Consider the following 16035-nt stretch of genomic DNA (forward strand, 5'->3'; position numbering starts at 1 on the left):
GAATTGTACGTTATTAATGATAGTAGCACAGAGTTGTATCATTGCAAAAGTGGAACGTTTTACAGGTTTGGGGTAAGGGATTTATTATCTATTTGAAATCTGTTAAACTGCAATGGGACCGGAAGAGAGTAAAAACCGAATACGGCTCCGTGAAGTTGGTCAATAAAAGAAAGTTGTAATTATTGCCGTAAGGTTTTGCGGTATCAATATAAAGAAGTTTTTGGTTGGTTATTTAGTTAAAGACCGTCTTGGAGTAATTACCTAAGGCGGTTTTTTAATTACCTTCATTATATTATTTTCAAAGAGGGATATGTCATTTCCTGCATATTGCCCAAGATTATTCCATTTCAATGAGTTCCATAGATCCATTGTATATCTAAGCCTAATAGATATAGGGGATGGATGTTGCACAGTATATCAATATGTCCCTTAATAATTTGGGTATCAGCAATTAATATTGCGCGTATTGGAATAATTTGGGGACGAAACTATTGGTTCTTTTAAGCGGGTATTTTGTTGTAAATGTCACATTTAGGCATAACATGATCCTTAAAACAAGAAAATCCACTACTTTTGCCCCCTCAAAAACAAAGACGTGAAGAAGTATTTAAATCTATTCGATTTTAAACAAAAAGTAGATTATAAGACCGAGATATTATCAGGCTTAACAGTTGCCCTAGCTTTGGTTCCTGAAGCAATAGCCTTTGCCTTGATCCCAGGGTTTTCACCCTTAACAGGATTATATGCGGCCTTCGTATTGGCCTTGGTGACTTCTATTTTAGGAGGTAGGCCGGGAATGATTTCCGGTGCTACAGGGGCAGTGGCCGTTATATTTATTGGGTTAATTTTGGAATTGAAGAATACGTTTCCCGGGATTAGTCCGGAAACTATTTTAAATTATGTATTTGCCACCGTTATTATTGCCGGGCTTTTACAAATAATGGCAGGAGTTTTACGGTTGGGGAAATTCATACGCTTGGTACCCCACCCTGTAATGTTTGGATTTGTAAATGGCTTGGCCATTATTATTTTTATGGCCCAGTTCCCTAATTTCTATGTGAAGGGCACCACGGATCTGTTGTCGGGTCCGGCATTTTGGACTATGTTGGGGTTAACGCTTTTAACTATGTTTATCATTTGGGGCCTGCCTAAATTAACCAAAGCGGTTCCTTCTTCCTTATTGGCCATTGTAGTAGTGTCGGCAATAGTTTTGGGTTTTGGAATAGACACACTTACAGTGGCAGATACCATGGCCGAAGGGCAGAGTATTAGTGGGGGCTTTCCACCTTTGTCCATTCCAAACATCCCTTTAACGCTGGAAACATTTAAAATAATCTTTCCTTTTGCGGCCATTGTCGCAGGGGTTGGATTAATAGAGAGTTTACTTACCTTAAATATAATAGATGAAATTACCGATACTCGAGGTAGTGGAAATAAAGAATGTATAGCACAGGGAACAGCTAATATTTTCTCGGGATTCCTATCAGGGATGGGCGGTTGTGCCATGATCGGACAAAGTTTGATCAATACTTCGGCTGGTGCCAGGGCCCGATTATCGGGAATAACCGCTGCCGTAATGTTGTTGGTATTTATAATGTTCGGTTCCAATTTAATAGAACAGTTACCGATGGCCGCTTTGGTTGGACTTATGTTCATGGTGGCAATTGGTACATTTGAATGGGCCAGTTTTAAGACGTTTAGAAAAATGCCTTCTTCCGATGTGGTTGTTATGGTTTTGGTTACATTAATAACGGCCATTACCCATAATTTGGCCGTTGCCGTTTTGTTTGGGGTAGTTATTTCTGCCTTGGCCTATTCATGGGAAAATGCCAAGCGTATTAGGGCCAGAAAGACTGTCGATGAAAATGGGGTAAAACATTATGAAATATACGGACCATTGTTTTTTGGGTCTACTACGGCTTTTGCTGAAAAGTTTGATATACAGAACGATCCCAAGGAAGTGATTATCGACTTTAAGGAAAGTAGGGTTGCAGATATGTCGGGAATTGAGGCACTAAACAAATTAACGGAACGCTACGCCAAGGTGGGTAAAAAAGTGCATCTAAAGCATTTAAGTCGCGACTGTATAAGGTTATTGGAGAATGCCGACGAAATTATAGATGTAAATGTAATCGAGGACCCAACCTATAAAGTGGTTGTAGATAAGGTTTAGTATTAAGGTATTTACAAATAATAAAAAAGGAAAAGCGTTTGAATCAACCCTAAAGTTGCTTCAAACGCTTTTTTGTATTTGTTGTTGGGATACTATAAAGTTCTTAAATACTCGGCCACCGCACGGGCGTCATCTTCTGAAAGATTCTGGTTTAGCATAACCGCATTGTTGTATTCCTTTAGCAAGGCCTTCGCTATTGGATCTTCCTTAAGCATACCATCTGGGTTCAGGATCATGTTCATAACCCATTCCGGACTTCTTCTTTCAAAAACACCTTTTAATGCCGGCCCAATTAAACGTTGCTCTGCCATATGGCAGGCCACACAAATGGTACTGAATGTTTTTTGTCCTTTGGCAGCCAGCTCGGTATCTATTTCATCCGCAAAGGTTACAGATTCAATAGGGCCAACGCCTTTATTGTTCATGTCTACCGGCACACCTTCGCTTACAGGTTCTGCTTTCACTTCTTTTTTGGTACGGTTCATTTCAAAACCTTCCTTCTTTTCTTCTTTTTTTTCGCCACAGCTAACAATCAAAGCAACTAGGGCCAAAGGCATAAATAATTTTCTCATCGTTTTTTTAAATTATTGCACTAAGATAGCAAATAGATTATTTTATTAAAGTTCTTCAACGAATTTTAATGCCCTTTTTTCTGTATAGGTAATATTTTTTTCGTCATAAAAGCCTACATGGCCCCCGTACAATGGCTGTTCAAATTGTACGTAACTATTTTCCCCAGCTTCTTTGGATGGATAACATTGTTCCCCTAAAAAGGAATCATTTTGTGCATTTATTATTAGGGTGGGGGTTTTAATGGAATGGATGAATTGTTGGGAGCTGGATTTCTGGTAATAATCCAAGGCATCCCTAAATCCATGGGCCCGGCTGGTATAAATGTCATCAAAATCCTTTAGGGTTTTTATCTTTGAAATTTCCAAATTACTTATCTTCTCTGGAAAAAGATCCTGTTTTGTCCGCAGTTTTGCTATTAGATGTTTCTTAAATCGTGTGGCGTACAATGTGTTCTTAGGTTTTAGAAGTTCCAAGAGTGAACTGTATAAGTTGCATGGAACCGATACTGCGACCGCTCCCTTAATTTCTTTAGGAACCGACCTGTCTTCTCCCAAATATTTTAGGGTCATATTACCGCCTAGGCTAAATCCCTTTATGTAGATATTGGTATATTTTTTTTCGGTGAGCAGGTGGTTAATTACGGCTGCCAAATCTTCCGTGGCCCCGGAATGATAAGATCGGTAAAGTCTATTGGGTTCACCACTGCACCCTCTATAATTTACGGCACAGGCGTCAATGCCATGGATGTTGAACTGTTTTGCACTGCCAGTTATATAAGGTCTTTGGGCATTGCCTTCCAGCCCGTGTAAAAGGATTACCACTGAGGTGGTAGGGTGGGTGGCATAACTCCAATCCAAATCCAAAAAATCCCCATCGTTCAGCTCTATACGTTCCCTTGTTTGGTCCAGTCCATCCACCTTTCTAATCAATCCGGCATAGATAGTTGAGAAATGTCCATTTTTAAAGGGGAATGGAGGATTGTATCTTGAAGGTATTAAGGACATTGGGAATTTTCTAAAGGGGTTGTAGCATTAAAAGCATTTGGCAGCAAGATAAGCTTATCCTATAATTTTTCAAAGATCGGTTGCCTCTGTGTAAAAGGAGGGGAACATAGGTATTTTATTTTTTTTGGAATATGGCATAAAATTGTTGAAAATTTTAGTTAATTAGTGCTAGAGGCAAATTAAATATATTGATTTGTTAATCATTATGGTGTTGTTTCAACATATTTTTATATTTTCGTTAACGTTAACGAAAATTAATTTTTAAATGTTATGATCAATAGAAAATTAACCAAGTCAATCTTGGTATTACTGCTTCATTTTGCTATTTGCAACTCTTTTGCCCAAGAAGGATGGGAATCACTTTTAAATGGTAAGGATTTTTCCAATTTTGAACAACTGAACGGAAACGCAAAGTATAAAATTGAAAAAGGGGAAATGATCGGAACCTCTAGGCTGAATACCCCCAATAGTTTTATGGCCACTAAAAAGGCCTATGGCGATTTTATTTTGGAGTTTGATGTATTTGTTGAAAATGGACTTAATTCCGGAGTTCAATTTCGAAGCTTGAGCCTTCCCGAGTATATGGATGGTAGGGTGCATGGATATCAATGTGAAATTGAAACCAGTGATAGAAAATGGGCCGGTGGAATATATGATGAGGCAAGAAGGGGATGGTTATATCCTTTGTCCAGAAATACCAAAGGACAAAATGCTTTTAAACCTGGGGAATGGAACCATTATAGAATTGAGGCCATAGGCAATAATATTAGAACTTGGATAAACGGGATACAATGTGCCAATCTGGTAGATGATGCTACGGCAAAAGGATTTATTGCTTTTCAGGTTCATTCCATACACGACCCTAGTTTGGAAGGCAAAATAGTGAAATGGAAGAATATTAGAATAAAAACATCCGACTTGGAAAAGGAACGGAGGCCGGTGGCGTTATATGCCCCCGAAATAAGTTATCTGCAAAATCGGTTGACCCCAAATGAAGTTAGGAAAGGCTGGCGATTATTGTGGGATGGAGCCACTTCTGAAGGTTGGCGCGGTGCCAAACTAAGTGCGTTTCCAGATAAAGGTTGGATTATGGAAGACGGTGTACTAAGTGTTCTGTCGTCCGGAGGTGCGGAATCTAGAAATGGTGGGGATATTGTGACAACGGAGGCTTTTAGCAATTTTGAATTAAGTATAGACTTTAAATTGACCAAAGGGGCCAATAGCGGCATTAAATATTTTGTTGATCCCAATCTTAACATGGGTGAAGGTTCTGCCATTGGTCTGGAGTTTCAGGTGTTGGACGATAAGGAACATCCGGATGCCAAAAAAGGAAAAAATGGCAATAGGACCGTGGGATCCCTATACGATCTGATCCGCGCAGAAAATTTTGAAAATTCAAGAGGCAAGAACTTTAATGGGGTAGGTAAATGGAACAATGCCCGGATTGTTGTTAAGGGTGGACATGTTGAACATTGGCTCAATAATGTAAAGGTGGTGGAATACGACCGGTTTAGCCAGATGTTTAAGGCATTGGTGGAAAAAAGTAAGTATGAAAAATGGGAAAACTTTGGAACGATCCCATCAGGGAGGATCCTATTGCAGGATCACGGGGACCATGTTTCCTTTAGAAGTATAAAAATTCGTGAGTTTTAAAATAGGTTCAATTCAAAACACTAAGATTATGGGTGAAGGACGTAGAAATTTTATTAAAAAAACAGCATTGGCCTCAGGGGGAATAGCTTTGGGGGTCAACTCTATGAGTGCTAAAAGTTACAGTAAGATCATTGGAGCCAATGACCGTGTAAGGGTAGGGATTGCGGGATTTTCCAATAGGGCCAAAGGGGCCTTGATTCCGGCATTTTTGGGGCATCACAAAAAACAGAATTTTGAAATTGTGGGGGTTTCCGATATTTGGAACCGAAGAAGGGATGAAGGAGCGGCCTTCCTGAAGGAGAAAACTGGGGAAAAGATGAAGGTTTGGAGAAACCATGATGAAATGTATGATGAAAATAAAATTGATGCCGTTATAATTTCCACGCCAGATTTTCAACATGCCCTGCATACCGTGCAAGCGGCCAATGCCAAAAAGGATGTTTATGTAGAAAAACCCTTTGCCGAAACAATGGATGATGCAAGGGTTGGTAAAAAGGCGGTCCAGGATTCCGGAATTGTGTTTCAAATTGGTTCGCAAAGACGAAGTGGAAAGAATTACCACGCAGCCAACGATTATATTAAGTCCGGTAAATTTGGAGATATCGTAATGGTTGAAATGAGTTGGAATGTTAATCAACCGGACAGATGGCGCTTGCCAGAATTGACCGGTCAAATTAAGGAATCGGATACCGATTGGAAGCGTTATTTAATGAACAGGCCTTATGAGCCATGGGATCCCCGAAAGTACTTGGAGTATAGATTGTTTTGGCCATTTTCTTCCGGAATCCCCGGACAGTGGATGTCCCACCAGATTGATACCGTACATTGGTTTACGGGACTGAACCATCCAAGAAGTGTTGCTGCCAATGGAGGAATCTATCTTTGGAAAGATGGAAGAAAGAATTACGATACCATGACAGCTGTATTCGATTATGGCCCATTGGATGACCTTTCCAAAGGTTTCCAGGTAGTATATTCTTCCAGGTTTACCAATTCTGCAGGGGGTATCAAGGAAATTTATTATTCCAATGGAGGGGAATTAAACCTAGACACCAATAAAGTGAGCCCCAATGGTGGGTTAAAAGCTTCCCATGCCAATAAAATGGGTATGCAGGAAAATCAATTGTCAGAATTTGATCTATCGGACAGTGCCGTTCAGGTGGTTACCTCTGCCGATACCGGTGCCGATAATATGACCTCAATGCATATGTTGAATTGGATGGAATGCGTGAGGAGCAGAAAGGAAACAAATGGTCCAATAGATGCAGCCTACAATCATTCCATTGCCAATATAATGACCACCGCAGCCCTTAGGACGGGATTAAAATCCACTTTCGATGAGAAGGCTCAAGATGTTTTGGCGGGGGATAAGGTTTTCACGTATTAATTTTAAAATCGATAATGATATGAATAAAATAAATTTCAGTTATATACTCATTCTTATGGTGATTTCCTCCTGTAAGGATAAGGTGGAAAAGGGGAATGTTGCAGAACCTTCGCCAAAGATGGATCAGGTTACCTTTGTAACGGACGAAAAGAACAAAAAGGTAGATGTGTTAATAGATGGAGATTTGTTTACCAGTTATGTCTACGATGGTAAAACCCCCAAACCCGTTCTTTATCCGGTAATTACTAAAAGTGGTAATAAAATAACCAGGGGATTTCCCATAGAACCTGTAAAGGGGGAAAGGGTGGATCATCCTCACCATGTTGGGATATGGTTTAATTATGGAGACGTAAACGGCTTGGATTTTTGGAACAATTCCTATGCCATAAAGGCGGAGGATAAACATAAATACGGAACCATAAACCATCGGCAAATTGTAGAAGCCAATGCGGAAAAGGGCACCCTAATTGCCAAGGCTAGTTGGGATACATCGGACAATAAAAATCTATTGGAGGAAACAACGGAATTTGCCTTTAGCCAAGATGGGAATACTAGGAAAATTGTAAGAACCACTACCTTAAAAGCCTTGGAAGATGTATCCTTTAAGGATAATAAAGAAGGAATGATCGCTATTCGGGTAACAAGGGGGCTGGAGCTTCCTTCCGATAAACCATCTATATTTATGGATGCCAACGGGATACCTACCGAAGTCGAGGCCTTGAACAATGAGGGTGTTAATGGGAATTATTTAACCAGTGAAGGAAAGACTGGTGAGGAAGCCTGGGGAACCCGGGCCAAATGGACTACTCTATACGGTAAGGTAGATGAGGAGCCCGTTTCGGTGACCATAATGGATCATCCCAATAATGTTGGTTATCCTACCTATTGGCATGCCCGTGGTTACGGACTTTTTGCAGCTAATCCATTGGGACAAGAGGTGTTTTCGGAAGGAAAGGAAAAATTGAATTTCACTTTGGCCAAAGGGGAGTCCGTAACCTTCAAATATTCCATCCTGGTTCACAACGGTGACCAATTGACACCAGATTCACTGAACGGATATTTTTCCGATTTTAGCGAAAATTAATACAGCGGCTATGAAACATGCTATGGTTTTATTACTTTTTCTAACTTTTGGCACAAGTGGAATGTCCCAGGTTTTGGATAGGACAACCATGTACACCTTGTTTGATGGAAAAGCATTGGAGTCTTGGAAAATACCGGATGGAGGGGAATGGACAGTAAAAAAGGGTAAAATAATAGCCAAGAATAATCCTGGTAAAAAAGGTTCCATACTTTGGACCAATGAAAGTTATAATGACTTTGTGGTACAGTTGGATTTTAAAATGATAAAGGGGAATATAGATTCTGGCATATTTATGCGGGGAGAGGATAAAAACAACCCACAGATCCAAATTGGAGTATCGGGCTCCCTTAAAAGGGATATGACCGGATCGCCTTACGTACCTGGTGCCGGTTATCCCGTGGAAGCGAAGAATATAAACAGATTACTCCGTTTAAAGGGGTGGAATACTATCAGGGCCCGTGCAGTGAACAATAAATACACCGTTTGGCTAAATGGAGAGGAAGTAATGAACTATACTTTGGATAATGCCAATTTGCAAGGCCCGATCGGAATCCAATTGCATCCGGGGAGGGAAATGGAAATACATTTTAAAAAAGTAGTTATAGGCAAGCTTTAAACGGAATCAAGTTGTAATTTTAGCACCTTTTTGTAATGCCCTTACAATGTTAATCTAAGGAAGCTGGTCTATGGACAATACTATTGGAATCAAACAAATTGCCAGACTTGCCAATGTCTCCATTGGTACGGTAGATAGGGTGTTGCATAATAGGCCTGGGGTGTCCAAAGCCACAAGGGACAAGATAAAGACTATCATCAAAGAGACCGGATATAAAAAGAACACGGTGGCCAGTCGCCTTAATTTGGCAGGACGGAAGAAATTGAAAATAGCCGTGCTTATACCGGAGGTGTCCAGTAATTGGAGTTATTGGGAACTTCCTAAAAAAGGTATCGAGAAGGCTGTGGAGGAATTAAGTGAGATGGGCATTGTTGTTTCCTATTACTATTTTACAGATCCCTTCTCCTTTATAGAAATGGGCGATGTTGTTTTGAATAAAAAATATGATGCCTTGGTGACGGTCCCATTTTTTATGGTGGAATGTAACAATCTTTTAAGTAAGGCCAAGGCCGAAAAAATGCCAGTGGTCTTTATGGATACAGAGATCAAATTGGACTATCCTTCTTATTTTATTCGCCAGAATTCACATAATGCCGGAAAGGTTGCCGGAAGGCTTTTACACGGGTTGGTAGGAACCGAAGGGCTCTATTCTGTTATCAATATAGTAACGGAAAGGGGATTACATGCCAATAATCAACAAAGGGAAAATGGCTTTAGGGAATTCTTTGCAACGAATTTCAAGGGTAAGCCAATCTCCATCATGACCATTAATCACCCAATAGATAGGCCTTTTGAAATTAATCCTGAAATAGAAGAATGGTTTAAGGATCCCAGACGAAAGGGAATTTTTGTTACCAATGCAAGATCTTATTTAATTCCAGGGATACTGAAAACCTATAACGTTTCCAATGTCTCAGTGGTGGGGTTTGATCTACACCATGATAATCTTGAATGTCTAAAAAAGCAGGAAATTAACTTTCTTATCAATCAAAAGCCGGAATATCAAGGATATACCGCTATTAAGGGCATGTTCAAATATCTTACGGAACAGGACCCCTCAGATTTAAATATGGATGTCCCTGTAGAAATAATTGTACAGGAAAATTGCGAGTCTTTTTAAGTTCCAAGTTGGGAATAGGATTCAATTATTGCAATCCCACCTGCCCCCACTTCCATTAAAAAAAGGCCTCCATTAAATTTGGAGGCCTCTAAACAAACTAAAATTAATTAACTAAAAATTATTGTGGATAGCCTGGGTTTTGGGGATAACCTCCCAAAGTCCGGTCTATTTGTTCCTGTGGAATGGGCCTTAACACATGGTAATCCTGAATATTGGGCGCCGCAGTAGGATTATATAACCTAGTGCGCTCTACCAATTTTCCGGTTCTGGTCAAATCCCACCAGCGCCATCCTTCACCTATTAATTCACGTGCACGCTCATCTAAAATAAAATCTATATCAACATCACCAGCAGTAATTTCAATTGTAGCCTCTTGTCCGGGAACTGCCGATCTTATCCGTACAACATTAATGTCATCGGCGGCACCGGGAGCATTATTTTGCTTTAACCTTGCTTCGGCACGCAATAAGTAGGCATCGGCCAAGCGCATTAAAATAAAATCGCGTTGCCCTTGTTCTTTCTGGCGATCGGGTCTAGTAGGGTCGATCCATTTGTTCATGGAAGGGAACAAACGTTCTGAATATTCGTCGTTTGTTATAGTAATATAGGGCTTCGTGTCCTGTCTAGATTGTGGCCAATCGATGTCTTTTCCAGGGCCAGGAATAAAAATAGCAGTATCGCCAATGGCCAATGCCGCCCTTGCCGGTTCACCATTCTCCGGGTTTGCCGGTGTGGCAGGTTCATTTTTATTGGCATACCATACATGTTTAAATGATTTATCGTAACGCGTATCTATATCCCTATCCCATAAACCTAGTGTAAAATCGGTAGGTCTAAATCTTTTCCAAGGTCTTCCATTCTCCGTATCTCGGGTCATTCCACGACGTACATCGTATTCCTGTAGGAAATAAAGGTGCCCTCTATGTCCGTAGGGGTCAATTCCACTATCAACTTGTGACTTTGCATTAGTAACAACAAAGACCATTTCACTGTTTTCTTGGTTGTTAATATCCCATAAATCAGCAAAATCGTCCAAAAGTGAAAAACCATAATTGTTGATTACATTACTGAACAATGTTTCGGATCTTGAAGCGTCACTTCCTTCAGCAAATGATTTGTAGCTGCGGGTTAATAGCACTTTACCCAATAAAAACTCTGCCGCAGCCTTTGTAGCACGACCATAATCGGATTGCGAGTTGGGTAAGGTGGCTATAGCAAACTCGAGATCAGGAATGATGGCCTGGTTATAAATTTCTGCCTGAGGAGTTTTATTCGCTTCCACTTCTATCCCTTCTGTTTCCTCTAGACTAAGATGTGCATCCCCATAAGTGGTCACAATATTAAAGTAATAAAGAGCCCTTAGGAAACGCACCTCCGCTATACGCGAAGTTTTTTCCGCTTCATCCATTTCTATTCCGGCCGAACGGTTGATAACGCCATTGGCTTGGTTGATACCTCTGTACCAAGTGGCCCAGGCATCTCTTACCATTGAAGATGATGCGTTCAAACTGGTGTCATAGAAATTAAAAAATTTATGGCTACCATCCGCCCCATTATTATAAGTGTCCGTTCCGAAGACTGTCATTGTAAAGCCAATTTCCTGTCCATAAAAAGGTTTTAAGAGTGAATAAGTGGCATTCACGGCATCCTGAAAACCTTTTTCAGTTGTGTAATATGAAGCAGCCGAAACGTCTGTCACAAGCTCTTCTTCCAAAGATTTATCGCATGAATTGATTATGAACCCCAAGGTCAAAAACCAAATACAATATATTTTTCTTTTCATAATATTTTCAATTATCATTTTAATCTGATTTTTAAACTCCTTAAAACTTAGCACTCAAGCTCAATGAATACATTTTATTGCTTGGTACTATACCAGACCCCAAAGAGCCTGCATCTTCGGAAACTTCAGGGTCAAAAGTATCATAATTGGTAATGAACCACAGATTTTGACCGGCTATTGAAAGTTTTAGTTCTTCCATACCCAGTTTGTCAACAAATGAATCTGGAAGTTTATAACTCAAAGACACGTTTCTTAATTTAATAAAACTGCCATCAAAATATCGCAACGTAGATCCGTTTCTAGGACTCTCTTGATTTTCGTTGGGCCTAGGATTGGCATTGGTAGGATTATCTATGGTCCAGTAATCAACATCAAGGTTGTTGTATCTGGCAAACAAAGAGTTATTGCCCCCATGGAAGTCGGATTGTATGGTTTGTCCTTGTCGGAAGTAAAAGAAAACACCCAATTCCAAACCTTTATAAGAGAATTTGTTGGTTAAACCACCATAATAATCAGGTGTGTCCGTTCCCAGTACCTTACGATCCTCTGGGGTAATAAGTCCATCCCCATCCAAATCATTAAGTCGAATCTCTCCGGGCACCTTTTGTTCCTGGGAAGTAGCCAAGGCCACTTCGTCCGCTTGGTAAATACCTATTTTTTCATAGTCATAGAAAACTTTGATCGGCTGACCAATAAACCAATTGTTACCAATATCATCTATTGGATTGCCATTTTCGTCTTTTAAGGCCAGTTCAACAATCTCCTCAGTATAACCTGCTATGTTGAAATCCATTTTCCATGAAAATGCGTTTGGGTTGTCAAAAATTTTGGTACTGATGGCAAATTCAAGTCCCTTAGTACGTGTGGCACCAATATTCTGCAAAATACTACTGTATCCCGATGTAAATGGGAGACTTCTATCTAGCAGGATGTCTACCGTATTGGTCTTAAACCAATCGATTGCACCATTGACACGACCATTGAATAAACCATAATCAACACCAATGTCCAAGGTTTTGGAAACTTCCCAGCCCAAATCTGGATTTGGAATTTCAGAAAGTGCCCTTCCAAGAGCATTGCCTTCGCCCCAAGCATAAACCGATGGGGCCAACCTACCTGCAGTTTGATAGGGCGCAACAGAGGTATTGCCCACTTCTCCATAGGATGCCCTCAACATTAACTGTGAGACAGACGATTCTTTCAAGAAAGCCTCTTCGGACAATCTCCAACCTAGGGAAGCCCCTGGAAAATAATTCCATTTGTTTCCTTCGGCCAATCTTGACGAGCCATCGGCCCTTAAGGAGGCTTGGAACAAATATTTGCCCGCAATATCATAATTTATTCTACCCATAAATGAGTTCAATGTCCATTCTGTCAATCTAGATTGAGCTAGGCTATTGTCTGCAGAACCTAAATTATAAAAGGATTGCGACTCATATGGAATCCCTGTCACCGATGCAAGGGAATATTCGGTTTTGGAACTCTGGGTACTTTGTAGCAAGGTTACCTTCAAATTATGTTTATCGGCAATAGCCTTATCGTAGGTCAATAAGTTTTCAATGGTATATGCAAAGTTATCGGAATGTTCTATAGATGCATCACCTGGGCCACCACGGTTGTCATTGGTTAAACTACCTCTAAATTGACCTCTTCTGCCCAATCGGATATCAGGACCGAACAAAGTTCTCCACTGAAGACCTTCGGCAATATCTATATCTAAAAAAATGGGCGCAAAAATACGGGTCCACTTTCTTTCATCAATATAAGCTCCGTCTACCAGCTCGTTTAGCGGATTTGTTCGAATTCCATCATTGGTAGGTAAAAATAATAGCTCACCATCAACATCATAGGGAACTCCTAACGGATTATTCGCCAATGCTTCACCAATAGTTGCATTAGATCCCCAATTTTGTACGGAATTGGAAACCATAAAAGAGGCCCCTATTTTAAAAGTTTTGTTGATACGATGATCAATATTTAGCCTACCGGTAAATCTTTCATAGTCTTGATTTTTGATTATTCCTTGTTCTTTAAAATAACCTATGGAAGAATTAAAGGTTGTATTTTCAGATCCCCCACTCACTCCTAACTGATGGTTGGTCTGGTATCCATTGCCTACCACTAAATCTAGGTAATCCGTTGAACGGCCCATAGCCAAAGATTCTAGTTCTACAGGGTCAAAAAATACGGCGGCATCATCAGGTATCGTACCGTTCCATGAAGAACGTCTGGCCTCTCTCTTAAGAGCTGCATACTCTGCGCCGTTCATCATATCTACCAATTGTGCTGCGGATGTTAACCCGACTTGGCTACTGTATCGTACTTGGGTCTTTCCGACTTTACCACGGTTCGTGGTAACCAAAACCACCCCATTGGCTCCACGAGATCCGTAAACAGCCGTTGCTGCTGCATCTTTTAATATTTGCATGGATGCAATGTCCTGTGGATTGATATCGGACATGGATTCCGAACCGTCAATTAGTGGAATTCCATCCACCACATACAGTGGGTCATTTGATGCAGTAATAGAACGTCTTCCCCTAATCCGCACGGTTGAGGTTTGTCCCGGTCTTCCACCCGAAGCTTGGATGTCTACCCCGGAAATTTGCCCTTTAACGGCATCTATACTGCTCGAAGTCTGGACAATACCTAGTTGTTCGGCATCTACAGATGCAATGGCGGCAGTAACCTCTCCCTTCTTTTGAGTACCGTAACCTACAACGACCACTTCGTCCAATAAGCTGGAATCGATTTCAAGGGAAGCGTTAACGGTAGTTTTGCCGTTTACGGCAATTTCTTTTGGTGTAAAACCAACATAACTGAATACCAATACACCATTTGAGGCAACATTTATTGTGTATTTGCCATCGAAATCTGCTACGGTACCTGTTGTAGTTCCCTTTACAACAATACTGGCACCTGGTAAGGGCACACCGGAATCATCGGTCACCGTACCACTTACCTGCTGTTGTACAGTTAAGCCGGAATCCGCTTTGGCATGGGATGCGGTGAACATCCCCAGGCAGGACACCAAGCATAGTTGCAGGAAGATTTTCTTCCAAACAGGAACACCCTGAGGTGAATGAATTGCTTCATTAAATTGTTTTTTCATAATTAGAGTTTTGAGAGTTAGTTAAACATAAAACGTAACGTATTATTCGTTAACGTTAACGAATATAGTAATATATTCTATACATGTTATGATTTTTGTAAATTTTTCATGTTAAATATTGTAATTGCCCAATATATATGGGACTTTAATGAATAATTACTATTTATTAACATAAATTAACTTAAATTTTTAATTCGTAAAAAAGCAGGTAGTTTTGGGTGGAATGTATAGTGTTTACAGGCCCTGCGTAAGAAATGACATGTAGGAATAGTATGAATTTTATGGCACGTTGGCTATGCCATAAATATAATTGGGCAAGGTTTTGTCTAAAAGCGGTATTTTTAGTTATATTCTGGGAATGAGGCGGTTAGAAGAGTTATTATAAATAATAATTTGTTGCCTATTTTGAAAAGGTACTCCTAAAAATTATTAGCTGGAGGAAAGTAATTATTTGGGATAGGTTTCCAATACTTTTATCTGTTCTTCAATGGCCAATTTAAATTCGGCTTTTAGGTTCGATATCAATTCTGAAACGGATTCCACATTGTCTATAGTGGTGACCCCCTGGCCAGCAGACCAAATGGTTTTCCATGCTTTGGCCTCCGTATTCAGTTCTTTCCCAAAATCTATCTTTCTGTCTTTTTTTAAATCTTCTTCCGTAATTCCGGCCGCCTTTAGGCTGGCTCCCAAAAAATTGGCATGTACACCGGATATTGCCGCAGTGTAGACCACATCGCTAGCCCCGGAGCTTATTATCATTTTTCGATATTCCTCGGGGGCCATGCTTTCTTGGGTATTAATAAACCTAGTGCCCATATAGGCCAAGTCCGCTCCCATTTGTAAAGCCGATGCTATATCCCTTCCGGTACTGATGCAGCCGGAAAGTAAAATGGTTTTGTTGTAGAATTTCTTGATTTCCGCCACCAAGGACATTGGGTTTATGGTACCTGCATGGCCTCCCGCACCCGCAGAGACCAGGATTAATCCGTCTACCCCTGCTTCCGCAGCTTTTTCGGCGTGTCTTTTTTTAATAATATCATGAAAGACCAGGCCGCCATAACTATGTATTGTGTTCACTACCTGGGCTACGGCACCTAAAGAGGTAATTATTAGAGGTACTTTATGTTTTATACAAACCTTTAAATCGGCTTCCAATCTTGGATTGGTAGGATGCACAATTAGATTCACGCCATAGGGGGCTGCTTTCTTACCAGTCTCTTTTTCAAATTTTTTTAATTCGGTTTCAATTTCTACCAACCAGTCCTCAAAACCTTCAGTGGTACGCTGATTAAGGGCAGGGAAGGTTCCCACTATGCCATTTTTACAACATTCAATGACCAATTTAGGGCCGGATATTAAAAACATGGGTGCTGCCATCACGGGCAGTGCTAGATCTTTTATAAAAGTGGCTTTTTTGCTCATTTTGACATTGGGTTTTAACGATTGGAAATATTTGGACAACCTAAAAGTATATAACTAAAATATTTAAATTTTTATAAAAAATAGTACATTTGAATTATTATGCATGCA

Annotated in this window: 11 protein-coding genes; 6 read left to right on the forward strand and 5 right to left on the reverse strand. The window is 40.3% G+C overall.

Annotated elements, in window-relative coordinates; translation table 11 throughout:
* Positions 1-595: 595 nt before the first annotated feature.
* Positions 596-2173: a SulP family inorganic anion transporter gene (locus C7972_RS01370; RefSeq protein WP_110354411.1), complete on the forward strand. Its 1578-nt coding sequence runs from the start codon at positions 596-598 to the stop codon at positions 2171-2173.
* Between the two features lie 92 nt (positions 2174-2265).
* On the opposite strand, the gene C7972_RS01375 is transcribed toward C7972_RS01370, so the two are convergent.
* Entirely contained in the window at positions 2266-2745 is a 480-nt protein-coding gene (locus tag C7972_RS01375) for a cytochrome c (RefSeq protein WP_110354412.1), read from the reverse strand.
* A 45-nt stretch (positions 2746-2790) separates the two neighbouring features.
* Entirely contained in the window at positions 2791-3750 is a 960-nt protein-coding gene (locus C7972_RS01380; RefSeq protein WP_110354413.1) for a YheT family hydrolase, read from the reverse strand.
* 270 nt (positions 3751-4020) lie between these two features.
* Between C7972_RS01380 and C7972_RS01385 the strand changes: the two genes are divergently transcribed.
* The 5 genes from C7972_RS01385 (at position 4021) to C7972_RS01405 (ending at position 9610) form a co-directional block, all read left to right on the forward strand.
* Positions 4021-5403 (forward strand): DUF1080 domain-containing protein, encoded by a 1383-nt coding sequence (locus tag C7972_RS01385; RefSeq protein ID WP_110354414.1) that lies wholly within the window; start codon positions 4021-4023, stop codon positions 5401-5403.
* Between the two features lie 28 nt (positions 5404-5431).
* A complete protein-coding gene (locus C7972_RS01390) occupies positions 5432-6790 on the forward strand; it encodes a Gfo/Idh/MocA family protein (protein ID WP_110354783.1) in 1359 nt (452 codons plus the stop codon).
* A 19-nt stretch (positions 6791-6809) separates the two neighbouring features.
* Positions 6810-7874 (forward strand): PmoA family protein, encoded by a 1065-nt coding sequence (locus C7972_RS01395; protein WP_220020844.1) that lies wholly within the window; start codon positions 6810-6812, stop codon positions 7872-7874.
* A 10-nt stretch (positions 7875-7884) separates the two neighbouring features.
* Positions 7885-8490 (forward strand): DUF1080 domain-containing protein, encoded by a 606-nt coding sequence (locus tag C7972_RS01400; protein ID WP_110354415.1) that lies wholly within the window; start codon positions 7885-7887, stop codon positions 8488-8490.
* Positions 8491-8560: 70 nt separating this feature from the next.
* Positions 8561-9610 carry a LacI family DNA-binding transcriptional regulator gene (locus tag C7972_RS01405; RefSeq protein WP_110354416.1) on the forward strand — a complete coding sequence of 350 codons (1050 nt, stop codon included), beginning with the start codon at positions 8561-8563 and terminating at the stop codon, positions 9608-9610.
* Between the two features lie 118 nt (positions 9611-9728).
* Here the strand turns inward: C7972_RS01405 and C7972_RS01410 are convergent, their stop codons facing one another.
* The 3 genes from C7972_RS01410 to C7972_RS01420 all read right to left on the reverse strand — a co-directional run bounded on the left by C7972_RS01410 (position 9729) and on the right by C7972_RS01420 (position 15927).
* Positions 9729-11393: a RagB/SusD family nutrient uptake outer membrane protein gene (locus tag C7972_RS01410; protein ID WP_110354785.1), complete on the reverse strand. Its 1665-nt coding sequence runs from the start codon at positions 11391-11393 to the stop codon at positions 9729-9731.
* Between the two features lie 40 nt (positions 11394-11433).
* A complete protein-coding gene (locus C7972_RS01415) occupies positions 11434-14505 on the reverse strand; it encodes a TonB-dependent receptor (RefSeq protein ID WP_110354417.1) in 3072 nt (1023 codons plus the stop codon).
* A gap of 447 nt (positions 14506-14952) precedes the next feature.
* The gene (locus C7972_RS01420) at positions 14953-15927 is read right to left on the reverse strand and encodes a nitronate monooxygenase family protein (protein WP_110354418.1); all 975 of its coding nucleotides are present in this window, start codon (positions 15925-15927) and stop codon (positions 14953-14955) included.
* Positions 15928-16035 lie beyond the last annotated feature (108 nt).

The sequence above is a fragment of the Arenibacter sp. ARW7G5Y1 genome (assembly GCF_003201775.1).
GTDB lineage: Bacteria > Bacteroidota > Bacteroidia > Flavobacteriales > Flavobacteriaceae > Arenibacter.

Excerpts from the sequence above, each read along its gene's own strand:
- C7972_RS01410 (WP_110354785.1), bottom strand. The coding sequence starts at position 11,393 with ATGAAAAGAAAAATATATTGTATTTGGTTTTTGACCTTGGGGTTCATA.
- C7972_RS01395 (WP_220020844.1), top strand. The coding sequence starts at position 6,810 with ATGAATAAAATAAATTTCAGTTATATACTCATTCTTATGGTGATTTCC.
- C7972_RS01385 (WP_110354414.1), top strand. The coding sequence starts at position 4,021 with ATGATCAATAGAAAATTAACCAAGTCAATCTTGGTATTACTGCTTCAT.
- C7972_RS01390 (WP_110354783.1), top strand. The coding sequence starts at position 5,432 with ATGGGTGAAGGACGTAGAAATTTTATTAAAAAAACAGCATTGGCCTCA.
- C7972_RS01415 (WP_110354417.1), bottom strand. The coding sequence starts at position 14,505 with ATGAAAAAACAATTTAATGAAGCAATTCATTCACCTCAGGGTGTTCCT.
- C7972_RS01400 (WP_110354415.1), top strand. The coding sequence starts at position 7,885 with ATGAAACATGCTATGGTTTTATTACTTTTTCTAACTTTTGGCACAAGT.
- C7972_RS01405 (WP_110354416.1), top strand. The coding sequence starts at position 8,561 with ATGGACAATACTATTGGAATCAAACAAATTGCCAGACTTGCCAATGTC.
- C7972_RS01380 (WP_110354413.1), bottom strand. The coding sequence starts at position 3,750 with ATGTCCTTAATACCTTCAAGATACAATCCTCCATTCCCCTTTAAAAAT.
- C7972_RS01420 (WP_110354418.1), bottom strand. The coding sequence starts at position 15,927 with ATGAGCAAAAAAGCCACTTTTATAAAAGATCTAGCACTGCCCGTGATG.
- C7972_RS01375 (WP_110354412.1), bottom strand. The coding sequence starts at position 2,745 with ATGAGAAAATTATTTATGCCTTTGGCCCTAGTTGCTTTGATTGTTAGC.